The following is an 18306-nucleotide window of genomic DNA, read 5'->3' as shown; positions in this document are numbered from 1 at the left end:
CCTAGGCGTTCAGGACGGCGCACCGGCAGTTGGGGTGCGCCGGGGCGGTTCGGTCTCCGCTGGGGAAGGCGGCACCGAGGCGGATCGGTCCGGCCCCGGCGTTGGCGATGCACAGGGCGCAGGTCGTGCTGGACGGGTCGAGGACCCACCGAACCTGCGTGACGCCGCGCTGTCCGTAGCCGAACAGCGCGGCCAGCCCGGACGAGCGGGTGATCTCGGTGATGGCCACGGCAAGCGCCCGATCGACGTTGCTGAGCGAATTGCGCAGCGCCCGCCCGAGAGCCACGGCAGTAGCTCCGGCGATCAGGCCCCTGGCGAGTTCCCGGGCCAAATCTCGCCGACGGGTGTCGGCGATGCCCTGCGCGGTCTCCGGCACCTGGTCCAGGAGCGGCGCGAGACCGTCCTCCGCGCTCTGGCCGACGATGGTTCGCTCGGCGCTGTCGGTGTCGCCGGGCGTCCAGCCGTTGTGCTGGACCCGGTCGCCGGTGGCCGCAGCCTGCGCGGAGGTGAGGCCGACGAGGTACCCGTCGGTGTACAGCCCAGGCAGGGTGTCGGTGACCGGCGTGGCCAGGTCAAGTGACTGGCCGGCCAGCCAGTCGTCGGCTGCGGCGGTCAACTCGCCCTGCCCGGCATTGCCGTCGAAGGCCACCTCTGCGAGGAATCGGGCGGCGAGATCCTGCGCGGCCGATGCCGTCAGGATGCCGCCGAGAGCCGCAGCAAGGACCGCCGCCCAGTGGTGGGCTGTGTCCTCGTCGGCTTCCCATCCGGGCCACTGGTGAGCTCCCTGGTCGGGGGCTTCACTTTTTCCCGCGGCCGCCTTCTCCAACTCCTCGACGCCAAAAGCGGCGAGGACCTGGTCGAGGTCGGCGAGCAACTCTGGCCGCACGGCCGGGTTGCCCGCGAGTTGCTCGGGATCCCACCAGGCGATGGCTTCGACCTGGTCCGAATCCGGGTCGTCCGGGTTCGTGACCTGGTCGCGGTCTGTAAGGGATACGAACGCTTCGGATGGGACCTGCCAGACGAAGCCCTGGTAGATGCCGTCCGCACTGATCCATGCTCCGACCTGTGCGCCGGGCGGGGGGAGGGATCGGGTCTCCTCTGCGAACTCCCGCCAGGCACCCTGGAGCGGGAGTTCACCGTCGTCGATGTGGCCGCCCGGCATCTCCCAGTAGCCGGCCGCGGGATCCTCGGGATCAAGGGCTCGCTGCAGCATCAGGACCCGGCCGGTGTCCGCGGCCTGGACGGCGAGACCGGCGACGCTGACCTCGCCGGCGGCCTTGCGGATGGCGAGGCGCCCGGCCTGGTTGAGGCGTCGGCCGCGGACCGGATCGACGGCGCGGAACTCGAAGTCGGTCCACCGTCCGGTGCGGCGGCGCTTCTTGGTGAACGACCGGTATGCGGCCATCTCCGCCTTGGCGAGCTCCTGCGCGTCGTCCTCGTGTCCGTGCTGTCCGACGAGGTCGTAGGAGGTAAGGCCCGTCTGGGTGGTGATGCCTGCGGTTGCTGTACCTTCGCCGTCCTTGGTGACCGCGGCCCCGGGGGGCTGGGCAACGGGCTGCGGCGGCGGCGCCTCGGGCATCGCATCCAGGCCGTAGATCTGCTCTGCCAACGGCTCCGCAGTCGCCGGCGGCGACGCGATGACGCCCTGAACGTCGGTGAACACCGAGTGCGGCAGTGGTGCGCCGGGCTCGGGTGCGGCGCTCTGCGGGTCGACGGGACCGGCGACCGCGTAGAGCGACGACAGGGGGACGGGCCCGGCGTGGGTGGTGTTGATGAAACGGGGAACGGGCTGGCCGTCCGGTTCGGGCAGGCCGTAGCGGCTCTCCCGGATCTCGGATGAGCCGACGACACCCAACTCGATGTAGATCTTGTCAGCCTGGGCCTGCTGCAACCGGTCGGCTTGCTCCTCGCCGAGGTCGAACGCGAATGCGACCGGGAGGCCTAGGTCGTCCTGGAGGAACGCGGACAGGATCGTCTGGACATGGCGCAGCAGCGGCAGGTCCCCGACGCGGTGCTGTACGTCAGCCTGGGACTCGCCCGACGACCTGTTGACGGACTCGGTGAAGCCCAGGTCGGCCGGGACGACGTGGAACGCCGCGGCGGTCTTCCGCATCAGGAACAGCGAGAAGTGGTCCTGGAAGTCCTTCTCGTTCGACCATTCGATCTTGCCGCCGCCGGGCATCCATTTGATCTGTGCCTTGGCGGCCTGGTCGCCGAGGATCCACGCGTCCCAGTACTCCTGGAACTGCTCGATCTGCTCGGGGGTCCAGGTCTCCGGGGCGGAGGCGAACGCCTGGGGGATGTTGCCCTCGGTAAAGCGCTGCAGGAAGTACGCCTGGAAACGAAGATCCGTGTTCGCGTTGAGCAGGATCGTCTCCAGCGGTGCCAGCCCGTACAGCGAGTTGGGGCGCTTGCGGAACGGCTGGTAGACCAGGTCGTCGCGCGTTAGCTGGTCCCATGGCAGGCCGTTGACGTACTGCATGTACGCAGGCGCCGGGGACTGCGGGCTGTTGCCCCAGTAGTCCAGCAGCGGTGCGATGGTCGTGCCGTCGACGACGCGCAGCCCGATCGCGTCGCCGCGCCGGTTCCGCAGCCGATACAGGCAACCGGCATCATAGGCCAGGGTGTCGTACAGGAACGCGCCCAGCCACGCGGAGAACGGCTGCTGGCCGTCGGGCTTTGCGAGGACCTTCATGCCGGTGGCGATCGCATCGGTGACGTCGCCACCGAAGCCGGAGCGCGCGACCAGCGACCAGTCCAGGGACCGGATCGAGTCGATGCGGTGCCAGATGCACATCTGCGCGACGTCGTAGGACTCGACCAGTCCGCGGAGTGTGTCGAAACTGACGCGCTCGTAGGTCCGGGGCCGGGTGGCGACGTTGACGTTGGTGACGTAGTTCTCGGTACGCGGGGTGCGCGAGTACCCGTCGTAGGGACCGAGGGGTTCGCCGGGGCTGAACGGCGACGACGGACCCATCTGAGAGGCCGCCTCGCCTGCCGCGATCGACGCGGGGACGTTGGTGCCGTAGGTCTTGATCAGGCGGCGGGGGTCGGGCACCGGAACCCCCTTCGGCATGGTCAGCACTGGGCGCGGTAGGCGGCGTTGCGGGCCCGCTGACGAGCGGCCACGGGGTCGTCTTGCGGTGCGGGATCAGCGGCTGCTGCGCTGGCGGCCTCGGCGCTGGCGTCGACCGCGGGCTCGGCGGCCTCGGCCTTGCGTCGCATGTACTCGATCCACATCGCGGCGTTGAAGTCGTCGGTCAGCTCGGTCATCGCCCATACGAGCGCGTCGAGCCGGTCGGGACTGGTGCCGTCCTTCGGCGTCCAGGTCGTCATTTGGTCTTCGAGCTTCGGCATCGCCCCGACGTGGTGAACCCGGTGCTGCTCATAGAGGGCAGCAACGGGCTCGGCGCGCTGGACCTTGCCGCGGGATGCGCTGATGACATCGACGGGGACGTTCTTGTCGACCTGCCGAATCGTCGACTCGACCATCGCGCCGCCGTAGTTCACCTCGGCGACGATCCGGTCCGCAGAGAACTCCCGGTAGGCACCGACCGCCCGGGAGGCCCAGCCATGCGGAGACAGCGAGCAGGACCGGTCGGCCAGGATGTAAAGGGCTCCATCGATGCCGAGGCCTGCAACGATGATGCCCTGCTCGTCGTTGTTCGGCCCGGACCCGCCGGACGGGTCGACGGCAACGACGATGCGCTGCATGTCCGGATGGGCGGTGACACGGTCCTCGTCAAGGCCAGCAATGGTCCACAGGGCACCTTCGACGTCGTCGAGGAGCTCGCCCATGAGTTCCTGGCGGCCGATGCGAGTTCCCTCGTAGGTGGCGAGGACCTGCGCGCGGAAGCTGGGGGCCAGGTTGCCGAGGTTGTCGTAAGTGGAGCCGCGGGTGACGGCAGTGGAGGACCGGGCCAGGATGATCCGGGTCAGGGCGTTGGGCTTCGGGGTGGTGGTGACCACGCACCGGGGCAGCTCGCCGAGCCGCAGGCCCAGCATCAGGTTGTTCCAGGCGGTGTCCAGGACGTCGCCTTTGGGGGCGTCGGTCCATGCCGCTGCCTCGTCAGCCCAGGCCCAGTGGTGCTGGGGGCCTCGGAGCTGGGAGGGGACTTCGGCGGAGAACGCTGTGGCAATGGATCCGTTGGGCCAGGTCAGACGCCGCTTCGTGGGCTCGTAGACCGGCATGAAGTCCTTGTTCGAGCAGGCGATGATGCCCGACTCGCCCTCGATCATGACGTCTCGGACATCCGCCGGGGTGCGGCCGATGAGGGCACCGCGGGAGCCGGGCATGTCGCGGGCCTGCTCGATGGAGAACTCCGACGCGGACCGGGTCTTTCCGGCACCGCGCCCGGCGATGAACGCCCAGACGAGCCAGTCGTCGCCCTCGGGGGGCAGCTGCTCGGGCCGGGCGATCTTGCGCCAGGTCGGCGGGCGGACGATCTCGAAGTCGCGGGCCGCGTATTCGAGCCAGTCGGCGGTGGCGGTCACAAGCCACCTCCCCGGCTAGGCCGACAGTGCTCGCAGGTGCCGCGGTACGACGTCGGAGATCTTGGCTGCCTGCTCGGCGCTGAGGTCGAGGTCGTTGAGGATTGCGTTGATCGCCTTGACGACCAGGGCCCCCTGGGCTTCCGCCAGCTTCACGCGGCGCTCTTCGATGCCAGCGCGGATTGCCTCGGAGCAGACACGCACGAGGTGCTGCCGCTCCTGCTGGTACAGCTTGATCCAGACGTTCGGGCCAGCTTCTTCGGTCGTGCCGCGGTCCTCGCCGCCTTCCTTGCGGCGGGTGACGCCCCAGACGAGGGGGTTCTCGCTGTCGGAGTTGCTGCTGTACTCCTCGATCTCCTGGACGCGCTCGCGCAGCCAGGCGACGTGCCCGGCGGTCCACTGGACCTCGTCGAGGAGGGCGTCCGTGGCGGTCGTCTCGATCTTGAGACCGTAGGTTTGTGCCAACTTCGCCACCCTCGCCTCCTGGAGCCGGCGCTCAGCCGCAGCCCTGTTCCTCGGGTTCTTGCCGCCGTGGATACCGCAGAGGGCCTGCCCCTTCATCGCCCAGTGCGGCCGTCCTCGGCCCTTGCAGCGCCGGTCTTCGGGGATCTCCTTGTGCATCCCGCAGAACCCGATGGAGGGGTCGACCATCTGGGTGCACTGCGTGCCGATCAGCTCCGGCCGCTGCCGGTACTTCTCCCCGTAGACGCCCCCACAGCGGACGTCACCAGGGCGGGGAACACGCGGGGTCATGAGCGGCCCCCTAGCGCTTCCACCACTTGTAGGTGCTATCGGTTCCATCGAGCGCGGAGTAGACGGTCATCGTGGCGTACTGGCTGCCCAGGGTCTGGGTGTTGGTGCCGTTGATGACCTGCCCGGTCTGGGCCTTGACGGTGACGGCGTTGCCGCTGCTGTCCGTCTTGACGACCGTGTACTCGTTGGGGGTGTAGCGGGCGTCGATCAGGGTGATGGTGACCGGCCCGGCGGAGGCGTTGACGAGGACGACCCGGTCGATGATCGTGACCTGGTAGTCGCCGGTCTTCGTCACCGAAGGGGTGGCCTGCTGCCCGTTGATGACCCGCAGCCCGGTCGGGTTGGTCGCGGTGACGTTCGCGGGGTTGAACAGCCCGGTGAGCTTGATCGTCCCGAGTGCGGAGGCGAGCGATGTGGCGTCTTTGCCCGCGATCGTGGTGTTGCCGGCCTCGGTGTCGAGCTGGTCGATGTCGCAGATCGGCCCGACGCCGCCGGATCCGGCGCCGACGACGTAGATCTGATTGGTGCAGCCCTCGACGGACAACTGCTGCACCTTGACGGCGTGGGTGGCACCGACGGAAGAGAAGTACGTGCCGACGGGGCAGAACCCCGACCAGGAGTACAGGATCGCCATGCGGTCGACGACGGTGTGCTCAGTGGCGAAGAATGCCCAGGTATAGCCGCCGTGGCAGCTGATGTTCCGGCAGACGTTGTTGTCGTTGTTGCCATTGGCGGGCATGAGGACACCGATGGATTGCCCGTTGGCGAACTGGTTCGGGGAGCCGAAGTCGCCGCTGGGGACGATGCCGGTGGTGCCATACCCGAAGTCGAACAGGTTCGCCTCGGCCAGCCCGCTGAGGTCGAGTGCGGTGTAGGTGAGCCCGTAGAGCGAGTACGTGGTGAGGATGGAGAGGTTCCGGACGGTCAGCAGCATGTTGCTGAACACCCCGGGTGCGACCCCGTACCCGCCGGGCTGGGATGGGCCGCCGATGACGGCGGCGTTCCCGTTGGCGTTGATGCTGTTGTTCTGCGCGGTCGGGTTCGCGAAGACACCGAAGGACACCAGGGTCGACCCGTTGAGCTGCGGAAGTAGCTGCTCCCAGTGCTCGAAGGCACTGCCGTTCTCGACGCCTTCAAGGCCCAGGATGACCTTACCGCCGGTCGTGGCGACGGGCGCACCGAGGGTGAGCTGGCCATTGCCGAGGGTCTGGCCACCGGTGACCAAAGCCCCGGCGACGCCGTAGAAGCGGCCCTTCCCGACGGGGAAGAAGACCTTCGCTGGACCGAACACCTTCGCGAAGCTGATCGCGGCATCGATCGCGGCCTGGATCGGTTCGGTGTCGTCCGTAGACCACAGGATCAGGCCGCTGGTGAGGTTGGCCCCAGACGTGTTGGTGGCGTTCAGGGTGACCTGAGTGCTGCTCTGGAAGCTGGCGATGGTGGTGACCAGGGTGGTCTGACCCGTCGGGCCAGCGCCCTTGACCATGATGGCCTTGCCAACGTCGCCTGCGGTGAAGCCAGCGGTGGCTGAGGTGAGGATGGCGCCGCTGCTGGCCATGGCGGCGTCGGCGACAGCTTTGCCGTCTCCGACCGCCCCGTAGGCGGTGACGTTGAAGACCCACGCCCCGGCGAGGCTTCCGGTCCAGGCTGCCACGCCCGCGGCGGCGGTCGTCAGGGCGGTCCCTGGGGCGGTCGTGGCGGGTACCGCAGTGCCGTTGATCTTGGCAACGGTCGGGCCCGGGTAGGTGCCGGACAGATCCCCGGCGGCTCCACCGTTGGGCGGCAGGGCGGTGGGGATCTGGTCGAACGTTGCAACCTCGTTGGCTGCTGCCCCGTGCGCTACGTGCGTGATCTTCTTGCTGTTGTTGGACCAGTCCGCCGCAGCCGGGTGCAGGGTGGCGATCTCGTCGAGAGTCCCGGTGCTGAGCGTCGGCGCGTTGTTGGTGCCGCTGGCGATGATGGACGCGTCGGTGGCGCCGACGCTGGTGACACCACTTCCGCCGCCGAACGTGTACGGGCCGTGCCCGCTCCAGGTCCCGGCGGTCTTGGGCCCGTAGTAGGCGATGGCGTTCGGGTTGGTCTCGTCGACGTAGTAGCAGCCGTCGAAGCCCGTGCTGTCGGCCGGTGCCCCGGTGCCGTGAAGCCAGCCGGCGCCGGTCGGGCCCTGGACGCCGGTGGGGGAGATGATCACGTCAGGCACGGCACCTCCCGCTCATGGTGCGGCTACGGGTGTGGCGGTGAACAGGCCCCGGACCCAGGTGGTCGCGTCGGACAGGCCCGGGTCTGCCCACAGGGCGAGTGCGTAGACCTCGCCGGGCGAAAGGGCTGCTGTCGCGGTGGGCGAGAGGACCGCCATGATCGTCCCGGCGGTGGCGTTGACGGTGATGTAGCCGCTCGCCGTGGTACTGGTGCTGTTGATTCGGGCGATGGGGGTGCCAGTCTGCTGGGTGCTGGTGCGTAGGACGAGGGTCCACGTGTAGGTGCTGAGGTCCGTGGTCGGGAAGTCGAACTGCTGCTGCCATTGGGAGCCGACTGGCCCGCTGGTGGTCCAGGGGAGGGGCAGCGTCACTGGTCACCTCCCCTGATGGCGGCTTGGTGTGTGGTCAGGCGGTGGGTGCAACCGGCGTCGGGTCGGCGACGGCGACCGGTGCCGGTGCGGGCGTGGAGTTGATGAGTGCCTTGAGTGCGGCGATCTCGGTCTTCACGTCGGCGAGGGCTTCCGTGTAGAGGGCCGCCCCGTCGGCCTTGGCTTCGCCGACGAGCTTGACGACGTCGTTGGTGATGTCCTGCCGGGCCTGCTGGAGGACGGGCAGCGCATCGGTGATGACGGCTTCGACGAGGGCGTGGGCGCGGGTCTCCTCGATACCGAAGAGGTGGACGAGAGCAGTCTTGATGCTGGCGAAGGACATGGTGGAACTCCTTGAGTGAGGGTCAGAGCTTTGACTGGCGGAACAGTGCGCGCCGGATGGCCTCGGCGATGTCCTGCTCGCTGCCGACGGTGCCCTGCATGGTGAGGGTGATGTCCATCGGTGCGAGGGGGCGGCGCTCGGGCTCGGCGGCCTGTACGGGCATGTTGGTGAGCGCGGTGTACGTGGCGCAGGGCCACCGTGCGAAGTCCTTGTCGGGTGCATCGCTGCCGGTCTGGCAGTGGGCGCACTGGACGATGGAGTAGGGATGGCACGGCCGGTGGAGGTCGAGAGCGGCGACGACGGATGAGCAGTCCGCTCTGGTACGCGCGGACTGCCATTCGGCGGTGAGCGCCGCTATTTCGGCCGCTTCCTTGGCGCGCAACTGGTTCCCGCGATCGGTGAAGGAGTCCGGCTCGGGGTTGGGATCCACGTCCAGCTCGTAGCTCGACCAGTAGCCGTGCTGGAAGCGGGCGATCGTGACAACCTCGTCCGTGCTGCGCTGGAGGTTGAGGCTGAGGTTCCCGCCGCTGTCGACATGGAGACTGTCGCAGGCGAACGTGCCGGTGAGCCCGGCGTCGGCTCGGACGCGTGCGTTGTACCGGCTCACGTCTGGTCTCCCGCGCACCGCTTGCAGGGCTGCTGCCGGTGGTGCTGGTGGCAGGACGTGTCGCGGACGGGCTCGTAGCGGGGTGCGGGCCCGTTATAGAACGCGAACCGTCGGGCTTCGACGCGGCTGATGGCGCGGCGCTTCGAGCGGGTGAACGCGGCAGGGTGGATCGCGATGTTGGACATGAGGGAGTGTCCTTCGGGGGTGAGGGTGGGTCAGGCGTGCGAAAACAGGCCGCTGCTGGTCGGCGACGTGAAGTCGGGCGCGGCCTCGGTCTCGGTCTCAGCCTGTTCGGCTGCAATCTGTGCGCGGACTTCGGTGAGGCACGACATGTAGGGGCGCCCGGTCTCGCATTGGAGTGCTCGGGCGCGCTTCTTCTCGGGCGGTTTGATCTTCGGCATGGGTGACTCCGAGGTGAGGGTTACTCGGCTGGGTCGGGGATGAACTCAGCTGGCCGCCGCGAGGGGCAGGCCCGGCCGGTGTGGTGCCACCAGCGGGTCTCCCCGAGCCACGCCCGTTCGCCGCACCTGCTGCACGCGCCGGGGATCGGCTGCCAGTCGTCGCGGGGGCGGAACGGGGCGTCGATCGCACGCCAGGCGTCGTCGGGCTTCGGGTCGTCCTGGGTCAAGCTGCTCCGATCCGGCTGAACTCGACGATCATGCCGATCTTGACCAGCCCGTCCCGCGAACGGTGCGGGTCCCAGACGACGACGCCGTCGCGCATCACCACCGCGTGGTGGACACCCCGGGGCGACGGGCCGCAGGCGATCCCGAGCGCAACCGGGGCATCGGGGCGGGCGTAGCGCGCGAGCCAGCCCTGCTCGGCGGCCCAGTCCACGAGGCAGGCGGTCCAGTCGTCGGCCTCGACGAAGTGCGGGACGTCGTCCAGCGGTAGGTCGAGCAGGGAGGCGACGGCGGCCTGCAGGCAGTTGCCCTGACGGCCCTGCGGGTCGCCGTGCAGGATCGTCTGCGTGACCTCGGCCATCACTCGACCTCGTCGTCGGTGTCGAACTGCGTGCACTCACATGGCCAGCCGTCCAGGCTGGTCGCCCGGCACTTCCCGCCTTCGGCGTGGTCGGTGTACAGGTCGCCGCAGGAGCAGAACACCCAGGCGTCCACGGTCACCAGCCTTCCGGGGCAGTGTCCGGCAGCGGCATGTACTGGGCCTGGAGGAGGGCGCAGCGGTACGAGCAGAACCCGTCCGGCTCGGTGTCGTCCTCGGGGATCGGGTGGCCGCACTCAAGGCAGGCGGGCATGATCACCGCCTTCAAGAAAGTGGCCGCCGGTCCGTGGTGCGAAGATCCACGACTAACCGGCGGCACCCCGAGGACGCTCTACCCAACTGAGCTACCGGCCGGACTTCGCCTTGACCGGGCGGGACTCGAACCCGCGGCCTTCCCCTACGCTCCCCGCCGTGGATTCGAACCACGGTTTCGGCGTCCAGAGCGCCGCGTCCTGCCAGTTGGACGAACGGGGATCAGCGGAAGGTGAGGGAGTTGAACCCCCAACGGTGTTACCCGCCACGCTTTTCGGGAGCGCTTGGCATGCCAATGCCGAACCTTCCAGTGATCCGTCCTCTCGCCCCCGGCGGACGGCGAAACAGTGGATCAGGCTGGCCTTGTCAGGCGCGGAGAGAGCAGGGATCGAACCTGCGCCGGTGACCCGGACGACGGCTTAGCAAGCCGCTCCATTACCGCTCTGGCACCTCTCCGTAGCGCTGACAGGAGTCGAACCTGCAACCGACGGTCCCTCAGACCGCCCCCTCTGCCAGTTGGGGCACAGCGCCTTGCGTAGCGTCGGTGCGATTCGAACGCACACTGGCTCGGTCCTGAACCGAGTCCCTCTGCCGTTGGGGTACGACGCCTTGGTTGCGGGGACGGGATTTGAACCCGTGACCTGCGGCTTATGAGGCCGCCGAGCTGACCGAACTGCTCCACCTCGCTGCTGTTAATCCTACGAACGGGCCAGGGTTGGGTCGAAGGGTTTTGTGGTCGCGCGCCCCGGGAGGTGCTCCCTCGACCGGGGTGCGCAACACCGCCCGCGACCCTCACCGCGGGCGCGCGGGACCCTGCCGCCGGGGGAAGGTAGCGGCAGGGCAGATCAGGCAGCGACCGGGTACACGCGCCGGGCCTTCTGTCGTGTGGCCTTCTCGGCCCGGACGACGTCAGCCGCGAGGAACAGCGACTCGCCGCGCCAGTTCTTCCGATCGGACGTCAGCCGGCCGCGGTACTTCCAGTTCCTGACGACGTTGGCGTCGACCCCGGCGGCGTCTGCGGCCTCGGCGGTGGTCCAGTACGTGGTGGTGAGGTCTACCGACAGGTCGACCATGAGGTCACCTCCTGGCACATGCAGAAAGACCCCGCGTCAGTGACGGCGGGGCCTTTCGGAACGTCTGCGAGCATGGTGCTCCGCCGCCAAGGATCATGCATGATGCCGGGTGTCGTCAAGCTGCGGCTTTCCGGAACGCTTTGCCGCGTTCCATGGACTTCCGCATGGCCCTGACATAGTCGTCGTACTCGGTCTTCGTCATGAGCTTTCCGCAGGTGTCGTCGCCGCACGCGATGTACGGTTCACCGTTGACCAGGCGCAGGTCGCGGGACTCGTGCAGCCATGGGCCGCGGCACTTGGGGCACGGTGCGAGGCGTTCGACTTCCCGCTGCTCGTGGTCCTTGGTGAAGTAGACGGTGGCGCGGTACCAGGTGCTGGCCTGGGAGCCGGGGTTGGCGCTGGCCCGGTCGTAGGCCTCGTCGGCAGCGGGGTGGTGCTGCATGGCCCACTCCCAGTGCGCTTCGAGGGTGGCGACGATCCCGCCGATGTAGGCGTCTTCCTCGGCGACGGTGCCGTCGCCCGGCTCGGTGCCGACCTTCCAGATGCCGCGCTGGATGAGGATGTCGGCCTGCAACTCGGCCATCTCGCCGACGATCCGGTCGATGAGGAGCCGGGAGGCCTGGCCGGGCCACGCGGGGTGGAGCCCGACGCGTCCGATCGTTCCGGTGAGCTTCGTCGGGGTGCCTTCGACGGCTTCGTTCCGGACGGCGATGAGGAGCTGGGGGAGGGCGGCGAGGTGTTCGAGGGTGCGGCCTACGCAGGTGTAGCACTGGGCGGGTTGCCCCCAGGCGGGGCTGATGGAGTGTTCGGTGCCTCGGAGCGTGAGGGTTTCTTCGGCTTTCCGCCAGGCATTGTTGCAGGGACCAGGGCAGGTCTTCTTGACGAGCATGGTGCGGGCTCCCGGGTCGCAGGAGTGGAGGGATCACACCATTGTTGCACTCTGTCACGCCCGTGACGGAACGTTCCTGCCATGCCGCGGTCGGACGCGCGGAAGCCCCGTCGGCGGGGGTTGCGGACGGGGCTCCCGGGCGGTGTGGATCGCCCGCCGCCCAGCATGCCCGATCCTCCCGAATCGCGCGGGCGAATCCGACGAACCGTCAGCCGACCGCCTGCTGCTGCTCGTCGTTCAGCTCGACCCACAGCCGCTCGGCCTCAGCGAAGTCGATCTCGGGGTAGTCCTCGCCGAAGTCGGCCTTGGCCATCATGTTCCAGTCGTAGCGGAACATCTCGATGATCTCGCGGTACCTGCGTATGGGCAGCGGGTACCAGCGGGACGGCTGTGGCTCGGCGATGGCCATGAGCCCATGATGGCGCGCTGGTGGGGGAGTTGGTGGGCAGAGTGGGAAGATCGGGCTTCGGACGGAGGTCGCGGGGGAACGGGGTGGCGATGGCGAAGCGCGCGAGGCGACCGGTTGTGGGGTGCCCGCGGTGTGCGGGCACCGGGCGCGGCGAGGCAGGCCAGGAGTGCGCCAGCTGCTGGGGTACCGGTGCGGTCTACCAGGACACCGGGGAGCCGGCCACGAAGGAGGACGCCGGGACGGGGACCTTCCCGGACCGCATCGTGCTCCCGGTGGGGATGGCGCTGGGATTCGGGACCCTCTTCGGCGGGGTGTGGCTGATCGACTGGATCCGGTCGGTGCTCGGGCACTGACGGGTCAGTCCGCGACTCCAGGATCGCTGGCCATCGCGCACTTCTCGCGGTGGGTGGGTCAGTGTCCGACGGACAGCAGGATGGTGGCGATGATGGCGGTCCAGAAGATGACCTTCCCGCACCAGTTCCCGATCCGGTGCCCGAGGCCGCGGCTCACCGCCATACCCAGGCGCAGATGGCCGCGGCCATGAGGAGGTACCGCCAGGTGTACGACCACACCACCCGGGCTCGCGACGGGCGTTGTACCCGCGGGGCCTGCAGCGGGCGGGGGATCGCGAACCTGTGCTGCCGCGTCCCGTCGGGGTGGACCACGAAGTGCGTGACGTCGGGCCGCGGGTCTCCGGGCTTGATCTCGGGGTCGGTCACCGGACGTCCCGGAACTTGTTCTTCCCGCCGCTGATGTTGATCTGCGTCCCGCTGCCCGGTGCCGCGGTCTGGGCCTTCAGTAAGGCGATGATCGCGGCCAGTGCCCCGAGCGCGCCGGCCAGTGCCCACAGGTACGGGCCCGCGGCGCGGATCCCCTGGCCAGCAAGGTCCACACCGAGACCGACCAGGGCCACGAAGCCGCCCAGGGCGATGGGCCGCACCACCCACGGGTCCGCGCGCAACGGGGCCCGCTCGGGCAGCACCACGGGCTGATGCACCACCGGGGCCGCGGGCAGCAGAGGTGCGGGCAGGTACACGGGCTCGGGTCGGTACGCCTGCTCCAGGGCGGTGTCGAGCGGGCGCCAGTCGCGCACGGCCTCGGCGTAGTCGGACATCACATCTCCTCGGTGCGCAGGGCGTACCTGCCGGTCGACGGCTGGTGGACCTTCGGTTCCTTCTTGAGCCAGTCCGTGATCGCCGACCGGGACGGGACAGTCGTGCCGACGGGGGAGACCGCGGCGAAGAACTCGGCGATCGCGGCGGGGTTGATGCCCGCAGGTCCAGCCTTGGCCACGATGGTGAACACGGTCAGCCAGCGGGCGTCGTCGATGATCCCGGGCGTCGGCATGACCGGGTGATCCGAGGGGGCGTCGGGGGTCGGCGGCTTCCACAGTGCTCCGCCGCCTTCGAGGATCTGCTGGAACTGGCGGTCGAGGTCGGCGTCGTGGTCGGCTGCTTCGCCCACGGCCTTGTGCAGGCGCTGCCGGGTGGCTTCGGCTTCGTCGATCGCGGCCTGGGCGTCCGGCCCGGCTGGCTCCGTGCCCCACCCCGCGGTGACGCCGGATCCGCGCGGGCGCTCGGGGGCCTGCCGCTCCGCCGTGGTGGTGATGGCCTGCTCGGGTGCGGTACCGAGGCCGAACAGGTGGTCGGTGTGCTCCCATCGCTTTTCGTAGGCTTCGCCGGCGGCCCGGCGGGACAGGTCGTCGAGTTCGGGGTGCAGCTGGCTGGTGGCGCGGACGATGTCGGCGATCTGGTTCGGCAGCATCCGGTACGCCTTGAACGGGCGCGCCGGCTCGTCGAGCACCTTGGCGAACCCGCAGCCGGGATACGGTGCGTCTTCGGGGCTGATCCGGTCCGACCATCCGAACAGGTAGGACATCTCCCGCTCGTCGGACTTCATGCCGATCTTCAGGCCGGACTGGGCGAGGAGTTGCGGCTCGGACAGGACGTCCTGGGTGGCGCGCAGGGCGGTCACGAGGGCGTTCACGGCGGCAGCGCGGGCCAACTCGACGACCTGGATCAGGACGTCGCCGGTCTCGCGGAGCACGGGGTCGCGGCGCGCCTTGGGGGAGTAGATCTCCGCGATCTCGTCCCCGGCGATCAGGATGCCGGGGACCTGCGGGCTGACGGGCAGCTTGTCGGTGTTGGCGGCGATCTCCAGGTGCTTGTAGCCGGGCTTGCGGGCCTTCGCGATCCGCAGCGCGGCCGTGGCCATGGCGAGGGCTTTGTCGGGGGTGTCGGCGACCCAGTCGACGGGCGGCTGCCCGGGGCGCCCGGCCTGGTGCCAGGCGTGCAGCCAGGCGAGGGCCAGGCCGCCGCCGTTGAGGTCGATGATCCACGTGAGGTTGTCCGGCATCCGGCACAGTCCGGCGAGGAACACGTTCGACAGGTTGGTCTTTCCGGAGCCTTTGCGGCCGGCCAGCAGGGTGGTGAGCTCGCGGATGTTGGGTGCCAGGTCGCTGCCGTCGCGGTGGAGGCCGAGCGGCAGCGGCCCGGTCAGGGTCAGCGGCGAGTACTCCGTCGGGTAGGGGTCCTCTCCGATGAGCCGGTTCACCGTGGCCACGTCGATCAGGGCGGCGCCGCGGTGAGCGCCGGCCTTGACCTCGACGCCGCAGCCCTCGGGGAGGCGGGCTTCGGCGGCGAGGGCTTCCTCGAAGGTCTTGAGGTCGCGCCACCGCGTCCCGCCGAGGCATTCGGTGTCCAGGGTGTAGCCGCCGCCGGTCTCCCACTCCTCGACGCCGATGACGTGTGCGGTGCTGCCGGTGCACACGGTTGCAAGACGCTGATCCCACTCGTCCGCGACCCGCTGCCGCTTCCAGTCCATCGAGGCGCGCTTGACCGCGGCTTCGGCAGCGGCCTGCTGTTCGGCCTGCTTCTCCTCGACGTGATGGGCTCCGGCCATGGCGCCGCCGAGGCCCAGTGCCCCGGCGGCGAGGGTCACGAGGACGTTCCGTGTCCACGGGCCTTCGACCGCGGCCCAGGAGCACCAGGCCCCGGCCGCCATCCACGTCGCGGCGCGCAAGCCCAGCGTCGCCCCGGAGACCTTCATCCTGAGCCCGGCCACATGGGTGCCGAGCAGCCCGGCCCCGGCGAGGAGCCCGGCGGACCACAGGGGCAGGTGGGCGGCGTGCTCGACCGAGGCTGCGGCCAGCGTGGCCGTCGCGGTGTTGATCGCGCCGGTGACGGCGCCGTGCTTGGCGTCCCAGTCGAGGTTCACGGGGCTGCCCTTCTCCTGCGGTGGCAGGGTTAGTTGGAGGCGATGTCCCACATGCGCTCACCGGCACGGCCCTTGCGCGGGTTGTCGTGGCGCTCCAGGTCGGCCGCGTGGAGCTTGCGAGCTGCGGGCTGGAGTTCGCCGGCCATCTCGGCGGCCTTGAGGGTGAGCGAGTGGACCTGCCGCATCGTCTCGATCAGGCCCGGGTCGAGGGGGAACTGGGCGTCGGCGTTCTCGACGGTGATCTTCATGGCCTGGGCCCAGAGCTCCATGGCCTCGGCGAGGCCGCCGAAGTCCTGGATGACCTGGATCATGCCGGTCGGGTTGTAGGAGCCGGCGCGGGCGGCTGCGTCCATGGCGGGGGCGAGGAAGTGGTGTCCGGACATGGACGGTCCTCCAGGGTTCGGGGCGGGTGTGGTGGCGGCGGGTCGGCGGACGGTCGAGGCGACGGTCGGCTGCGGAGCGGGGGCGGTGCGTTGGGCGTGCCGGGCCTTCCAAGCAGCGGCGGCTCTGGCTGCGCCCTTGCGGAGGGACAGGTGCCGGATGCTGCCCCAGATCCCGGACCGGACAGCGCGCAGCACATGGGCCCCGGCGTTGCGGGCACGGCGCAGGTCCTGGGCGGCGACGGCGCGGTTGTTCTGACGGCGCGGCCGGTCTGCGGCCCACGCGGCGGCGGCGCGCTTCCGGGCGCGGGCGAGACTCCCGGGCTCGGACCGGGCGGGGGTGCTCTTCTTCTTTCGGGCCTGCTTCTGGTTCATGGCGTCGGGCTTCTTCTTGCCGTCGCCACCGCGCAGCCGGTCCGCGATCCGGTCGAGGGCTGAGGTTCCGCCCGAACCCGTTCCGGGCGTCCGGCCCGCGGAGGAGGGGCGGCCCGAACCTGAACCTGGAGAGGTTCGCGTACTCCCTGAACCACTCCGTGGCGAACCTGCCGCAGGCGAGTCGGAACCCCGGCGTGAACCAGCGGTCGAACCTGAACCTCCGAACCTCCCGCCGGAACCCGAACCCGAACCGGCCCAGGGTGAACCGGTGCGCCCGGCGCGGACCGAGGCCTGACGCGACCTCACCGTCCGCCGCCGCTGCGCCACGGCACCGACCGTCCCGGCCGCGACGACACCGGCGGCCCCGGCGAGCCCGGCCCATCCGGCGGCGTCGTAGGCCGAGGTGACGGCCAGGACGGTGGCGTTCCCCGCCGCAGCCAGGGCAGGACCGGCCGGTAGGGCCCGGCGCTTCGGCGCCTTAAGCTCTGCGGGGGTCTTGGCCTGCGGCGGAGGGGCGGTCCAGCCGATCGTCACAGCGGGCGGTGCGGCCGGAGCGGGTGCTGGGGCGTAGACGCTGGGCTCGGTGGGCGCGGGCGGAGCCTTGGTGTCCGCCATGGGGTCTCCTCGGTGTAGTCGGTGTAGCCGGTGCTGTCGCTGTCGTCGTCGTAGCCGGGGTGTCGGCCCTGTTCAGGGGTCATGGGGGGTGGGGTGTCGGCGGGCTACAGCGACGACGACAGCGGCGACAGTGCGGTCAGTCGGTCTCGCCGTGCTCCTCGGCCCAGGTGGCGCGGGCTTCGACGAGCCGGTTGTAGGCGGTGGTCTTCGACATGCCGGTGCGGGCCATGACGAACTTGAGCTTCACGTCGTCGTAGCCGTGGGTCTCGATCAGGTCGAGGATCTGGCGGACCTGCTGACCGACCGTCGGGGTCCCCGCGTTCGCGGTAGGAGTGGGTGGTGTGGTTCGGGGCTTGGTTCGCTTGGGCTGGTTCCGGGTCAGGTTCGGCGGCACCGGTTCCGCAGGTTCCTGAGGTGCCGGAACCTGGTTCGCGGGAGGTTCCGGCGGCCGGTTCGGAACCTGGTTCAGGGGAGGTTCCGGGGCACGGTTCCGAACCGGTTCCGGCAGGTTCAGCGGAACCTCGGCGGCCGAAGGCTCCAGATTCCGCTCGGGTTCGGGGCGAACCTGAACCGGGTGCGCGTCGGCGAGGGAGTGGACCCGCCAGATCGTCAAAGGGACCAGGATCGACACGAACGCGACCAGCGCGACGGACACCTGGACCTGGCCGGCGTCGAGGAGCCGGGCGGCGATCTGCGCGCACGACATGATCCCGAGCGCGCCGGCGAGGTCCTTCCGGTTCCCCGCGCGGACCGCAGCGATGACGTAGGCGTCGATCGCGAGGGGTAATGCTGGTGCCACCCAGGACGGTGCGCCGATGATCCGGGCCAGTTGCCATTCCGATACGGCGGTCCAGACGACCCCGGCGGCGACGGACAGGCGAACGAGCCACTTCACGGCACGGTCGTTCGAGTCCTGCTCGGCCACGAGGTCTCCTTCGGGTTAGCAAGGTGGTGGGGCGACCGGCCCGGCCGCGGGGGATTGGGTTCGGGCCGGTCGCGTCTGCGGGGCTATCACTGGACGACGGGCCGGTCGAGGGTCATTCCTCCCGGGCTGCTGCGCGGTGGGCGAGGACGACGGCGGTGTCGAGGTTGAGGAGGTGGGTGAGCCGGTCGGCCTGGCTGGCACTGAGGGTGTGACTGCTGCTGCCCTTGCTGGTGGCCCACCGGAGTTGCCCTGCGGCGTCGCGGTCGGTGCCGCGGGTGACCTCGGCCCAGCCGACCAGGGCGGCGCAGAGGTCGTAGTCGAAGCGCTCGGCGGGTTCGTCGTCGCCGAGGTCGGCGAGCTGCCGGGTCAGATCCGCGGAGGTGAGGTCGTAGGTTCGGTCGCCGGTCATG

General features: G+C 69.8%; 23 protein-coding genes and 6 tRNA genes. 1 reads left to right on the top strand and 28 read right to left on the bottom strand.

Annotated features, from left to right (window positions below; genetic code table 11):
• Position 1: 1 nt before the first annotated feature.
• From ACEZDE_RS18440 to ACEZDE_RS18335, 22 genes are all read right to left on the bottom strand, one after another.
• Positions 2–3058 (bottom strand): phage portal protein, encoded by a 3057-nt coding sequence (locus tag ACEZDE_RS18440; protein WP_380537388.1) that lies wholly within the window; start codon positions 3056–3058, stop codon positions 2–4.
• Positions 3059–3078: 20 nt separating this feature from the next.
• The gene (locus ACEZDE_RS18435; RefSeq protein WP_380537387.1) at positions 3079–4494 is read right to left on the bottom strand and encodes a DNA-packaging protein; all 1416 of its coding nucleotides are present in this window, start codon (positions 4492–4494) and stop codon (positions 3079–3081) included.
• A gap of 15 nt (positions 4495–4509) precedes the next feature.
• Entirely contained in the window at positions 4510–5244 is a 735-nt protein-coding gene (locus ACEZDE_RS18430) for a hypothetical protein (RefSeq protein WP_380537386.1), read from the bottom strand.
• Between the two features lie 10 nt (positions 5245–5254).
• The gene (locus tag ACEZDE_RS18425) at positions 5255–7444 is read right to left on the bottom strand and encodes a hypothetical protein (RefSeq protein WP_380537385.1); all 2190 of its coding nucleotides are present in this window, start codon (positions 7442–7444) and stop codon (positions 5255–5257) included.
• 12 nt (positions 7445–7456) lie between these two features.
• Positions 7457–7813, bottom strand: a complete 357-nt coding sequence (locus tag ACEZDE_RS18420; RefSeq protein ID WP_380537384.1) for a hypothetical protein — start codon at positions 7811–7813, stop codon at positions 7457–7459.
• Between the two features lie 34 nt (positions 7814–7847).
• Positions 7848–8153, bottom strand: coding sequence for a hypothetical protein (locus tag ACEZDE_RS18415; protein WP_380537383.1), 306 nt, complete (start codon positions 8151–8153; stop codon positions 7848–7850).
• Between the two features lie 22 nt (positions 8154–8175).
• Entirely contained in the window at positions 8176–8760 is a 585-nt protein-coding gene (locus tag ACEZDE_RS18410; protein ID WP_380537382.1) for a hypothetical protein, read from the bottom strand.
• Complete coding sequence (locus ACEZDE_RS18405; protein WP_380537381.1) at positions 8757–8945, bottom strand: hypothetical protein; 189 nt, start codon at positions 8943–8945, stop codon at positions 8757–8759. Before ACEZDE_RS18405 ends, ACEZDE_RS18410 begins: the two co-directional genes overlap by 4 nt.
• A 30-nt stretch (positions 8946–8975) precedes the next feature.
• Positions 8976–9161, bottom strand: a complete 186-nt coding sequence (locus ACEZDE_RS18400) for a hypothetical protein (protein WP_380537380.1) — start codon at positions 9159–9161, stop codon at positions 8976–8978.
• A 20-nt stretch (positions 9162–9181) separates the two neighbouring features.
• Entirely contained in the window at positions 9182–9388 is a 207-nt protein-coding gene (locus tag ACEZDE_RS18395) for a hypothetical protein (protein WP_380537379.1), read from the bottom strand.
• Positions 9385–9744, bottom strand: coding sequence for a hypothetical protein (locus ACEZDE_RS18390; RefSeq protein WP_380537378.1), 360 nt, complete (start codon positions 9742–9744; stop codon positions 9385–9387). Before ACEZDE_RS18390 ends, ACEZDE_RS18395 begins: the two co-directional genes overlap by 4 nt.
• Positions 9744–9878, bottom strand: coding sequence for a hypothetical protein (locus ACEZDE_RS18385; RefSeq protein WP_380537377.1), 135 nt, complete (start codon positions 9876–9878; stop codon positions 9744–9746). The genes ACEZDE_RS18390 and ACEZDE_RS18385 overlap by 1 nt, the downstream gene beginning before the upstream one ends.
• Before the next feature lie 2 nt (positions 9879–9880).
• Entirely contained in the window at positions 9881–10015 is a 135-nt protein-coding gene (locus ACEZDE_RS18380) for a hypothetical protein (protein ID WP_380537376.1), read from the bottom strand.
• 149 nt (positions 10016–10164) lie between these two features.
• Positions 10165–10236: transfer RNA gene (locus ACEZDE_RS18375), tRNA-Gln, on the bottom strand.
• 4 nt (positions 10237–10240) lie between these two features.
• Positions 10241–10323 (bottom strand) — tRNA-Ser (locus tag ACEZDE_RS18370).
• 64 nt (positions 10324–10387) lie between these two features.
• Positions 10388–10470: transfer RNA gene (locus ACEZDE_RS18365), tRNA-Ser, on the bottom strand.
• A gap of 1 nt (position 10471) precedes the next feature.
• Positions 10472–10545: transfer RNA gene (locus ACEZDE_RS18360), tRNA-Leu, on the bottom strand.
• Positions 10546–10550: 5 nt separating this feature from the next.
• Positions 10551–10623 (bottom strand) — tRNA-Leu (locus ACEZDE_RS18355).
• A 1-nt stretch (position 10624) separates the two neighbouring features.
• Positions 10625–10702, bottom strand: a tRNA-Met gene (locus ACEZDE_RS18350).
• A gap of 157 nt (positions 10703–10859) precedes the next feature.
• Entirely contained in the window at positions 10860–11087 is a 228-nt protein-coding gene (locus tag ACEZDE_RS18345) for a hypothetical protein (RefSeq protein ID WP_380537375.1), read from the bottom strand.
• 115 nt (positions 11088–11202) lie between these two features.
• Positions 11203–11976 (bottom strand): hypothetical protein, encoded by a 774-nt coding sequence (locus ACEZDE_RS18340; protein ID WP_380537374.1) that lies wholly within the window; start codon positions 11974–11976, stop codon positions 11203–11205.
• A gap of 208 nt (positions 11977–12184) precedes the next feature.
• On the bottom strand, positions 12185–12385 hold the full coding sequence (locus ACEZDE_RS18335; RefSeq protein WP_380537373.1) for a hypothetical protein: 201 nt from the start codon (positions 12383–12385) through the stop codon (positions 12185–12187).
• Positions 12386–12501: 116 nt separating this feature from the next.
• Here ACEZDE_RS18335 and ACEZDE_RS18330 point away from each other — a divergent pair, with 116 nt between their 5' ends.
• Positions 12502–12738 (top strand): hypothetical protein, encoded by a 237-nt coding sequence (locus ACEZDE_RS18330; RefSeq protein ID WP_380537372.1) that lies wholly within the window; start codon positions 12502–12504, stop codon positions 12736–12738.
• 362 nt (positions 12739–13100) lie between these two features.
• Here the strand turns inward: ACEZDE_RS18330 and ACEZDE_RS18325 are convergent, their stop codons facing one another.
• The 6 genes from ACEZDE_RS18325 to ACEZDE_RS18300 all read right to left on the bottom strand — a co-directional run bounded on the left by ACEZDE_RS18325 (position 13101) and on the right by ACEZDE_RS18300 (position 18305).
• On the bottom strand, positions 13101–13499 hold the full coding sequence (locus ACEZDE_RS18325) for a hypothetical protein (RefSeq protein WP_380537371.1): 399 nt from the start codon (positions 13497–13499) through the stop codon (positions 13101–13103).
• On the bottom strand, positions 13499–15601 hold the full coding sequence (locus ACEZDE_RS18320; protein ID WP_380537370.1) for a hypothetical protein: 2103 nt from the start codon (positions 15599–15601) through the stop codon (positions 13499–13501). The genes ACEZDE_RS18325 and ACEZDE_RS18320 overlap by 1 nt, the downstream gene beginning before the upstream one ends.
• Positions 15602–15630: 29 nt before the next feature.
• Entirely contained in the window at positions 15631–16356 is a 726-nt protein-coding gene (locus ACEZDE_RS18315) for a hypothetical protein (RefSeq protein WP_380537369.1), read from the bottom strand.
• 530 nt (positions 16357–16886) lie between these two features.
• Positions 16887–17054, bottom strand: coding sequence for a hypothetical protein (locus ACEZDE_RS18310; RefSeq protein ID WP_380537368.1), 168 nt, complete (start codon positions 17052–17054; stop codon positions 16887–16889).
• Between the two features lie 53 nt (positions 17055–17107).
• On the bottom strand, positions 17108–17896 hold the full coding sequence (locus ACEZDE_RS18305) for a hypothetical protein (RefSeq protein WP_380537367.1): 789 nt from the start codon (positions 17894–17896) through the stop codon (positions 17108–17110).
• Between the two features lie 112 nt (positions 17897–18008).
• Complete coding sequence (locus ACEZDE_RS18300; RefSeq protein WP_380537366.1) at positions 18009–18305, bottom strand: hypothetical protein; 297 nt, start codon at positions 18303–18305, stop codon at positions 18009–18011.
• Between the last annotated feature and the right edge of the window lies 1 nt (position 18306).

This window comes from Streptacidiphilus cavernicola, assembly GCF_042510955.1.
In the GTDB taxonomy this organism is placed as follows: domain Bacteria; phylum Actinomycetota; class Actinomycetes; order Streptomycetales; family Streptomycetaceae; genus Streptacidiphilus; species Streptacidiphilus cavernicola.
This window is presented reverse-complemented; position numbering and strand designations above follow the sequence as displayed.

Bases quoted from the DNA above. Each gene is read 5' to 3' on its own strand.
- ACEZDE_RS18380 (WP_380537376.1), bottom strand. From the start codon at position 10,015: ATGCCCGCCTGCCTTGAGTGCGGCCACCCGATCCCCGAGGACGACACC.
- ACEZDE_RS18430 (WP_380537386.1), bottom strand. From the start codon at position 5,244: ATGACCCCGCGTGTTCCCCGCCCTGGTGACGTCCGCTGTGGGGGCGTC.
- ACEZDE_RS18325 (WP_380537371.1), bottom strand. From the start codon at position 13,499: ATGTCCGACTACGCCGAGGCCGTGCGCGACTGGCGCCCGCTCGACACC.
- ACEZDE_RS18345 (WP_380537375.1), bottom strand. From the start codon at position 11,087: ATGGTCGACCTGTCGGTAGACCTCACCACCACGTACTGGACCACCGCC.
- ACEZDE_RS18315 (WP_380537369.1), bottom strand. From the start codon at position 16,356: ATGAACCAGAAGCAGGCCCGAAAGAAGAAGAGCACCCCCGCCCGGTCC.
- ACEZDE_RS18400 (WP_380537380.1), bottom strand. From the start codon at position 9,161: ATGCCGAAGATCAAACCGCCCGAGAAGAAGCGCGCCCGAGCACTCCAA.
- ACEZDE_RS18335 (WP_380537373.1), bottom strand. From the start codon at position 12,385: ATGGCCATCGCCGAGCCACAGCCGTCCCGCTGGTACCCGCTGCCCATA.
- ACEZDE_RS18415 (WP_380537383.1), bottom strand. From the start codon at position 8,153: ATGTCCTTCGCCAGCATCAAGACTGCTCTCGTCCACCTCTTCGGTATC.
- ACEZDE_RS18340 (WP_380537374.1), bottom strand. From the start codon at position 11,976: ATGCTCGTCAAGAAGACCTGCCCTGGTCCCTGCAACAATGCCTGGCGG.
- ACEZDE_RS18310 (WP_380537368.1), bottom strand. From the start codon at position 17,054: ATGACCCCTGAACAGGGCCGACACCCCGGCTACGACGACGACAGCGAC.
- ACEZDE_RS18300 (WP_380537366.1), bottom strand. From the start codon at position 18,305: ATGACCGGCGACCGAACCTACGACCTCACCTCCGCGGATCTGACCCGG.
- ACEZDE_RS18405 (WP_380537381.1), bottom strand. From the start codon at position 8,945: ATGTCCAACATCGCGATCCACCCTGCCGCGTTCACCCGCTCGAAGCGC.
- ACEZDE_RS18390 (WP_380537378.1), bottom strand. From the start codon at position 9,744: ATGGCCGAGGTCACGCAGACGATCCTGCACGGCGACCCGCAGGGCCGT.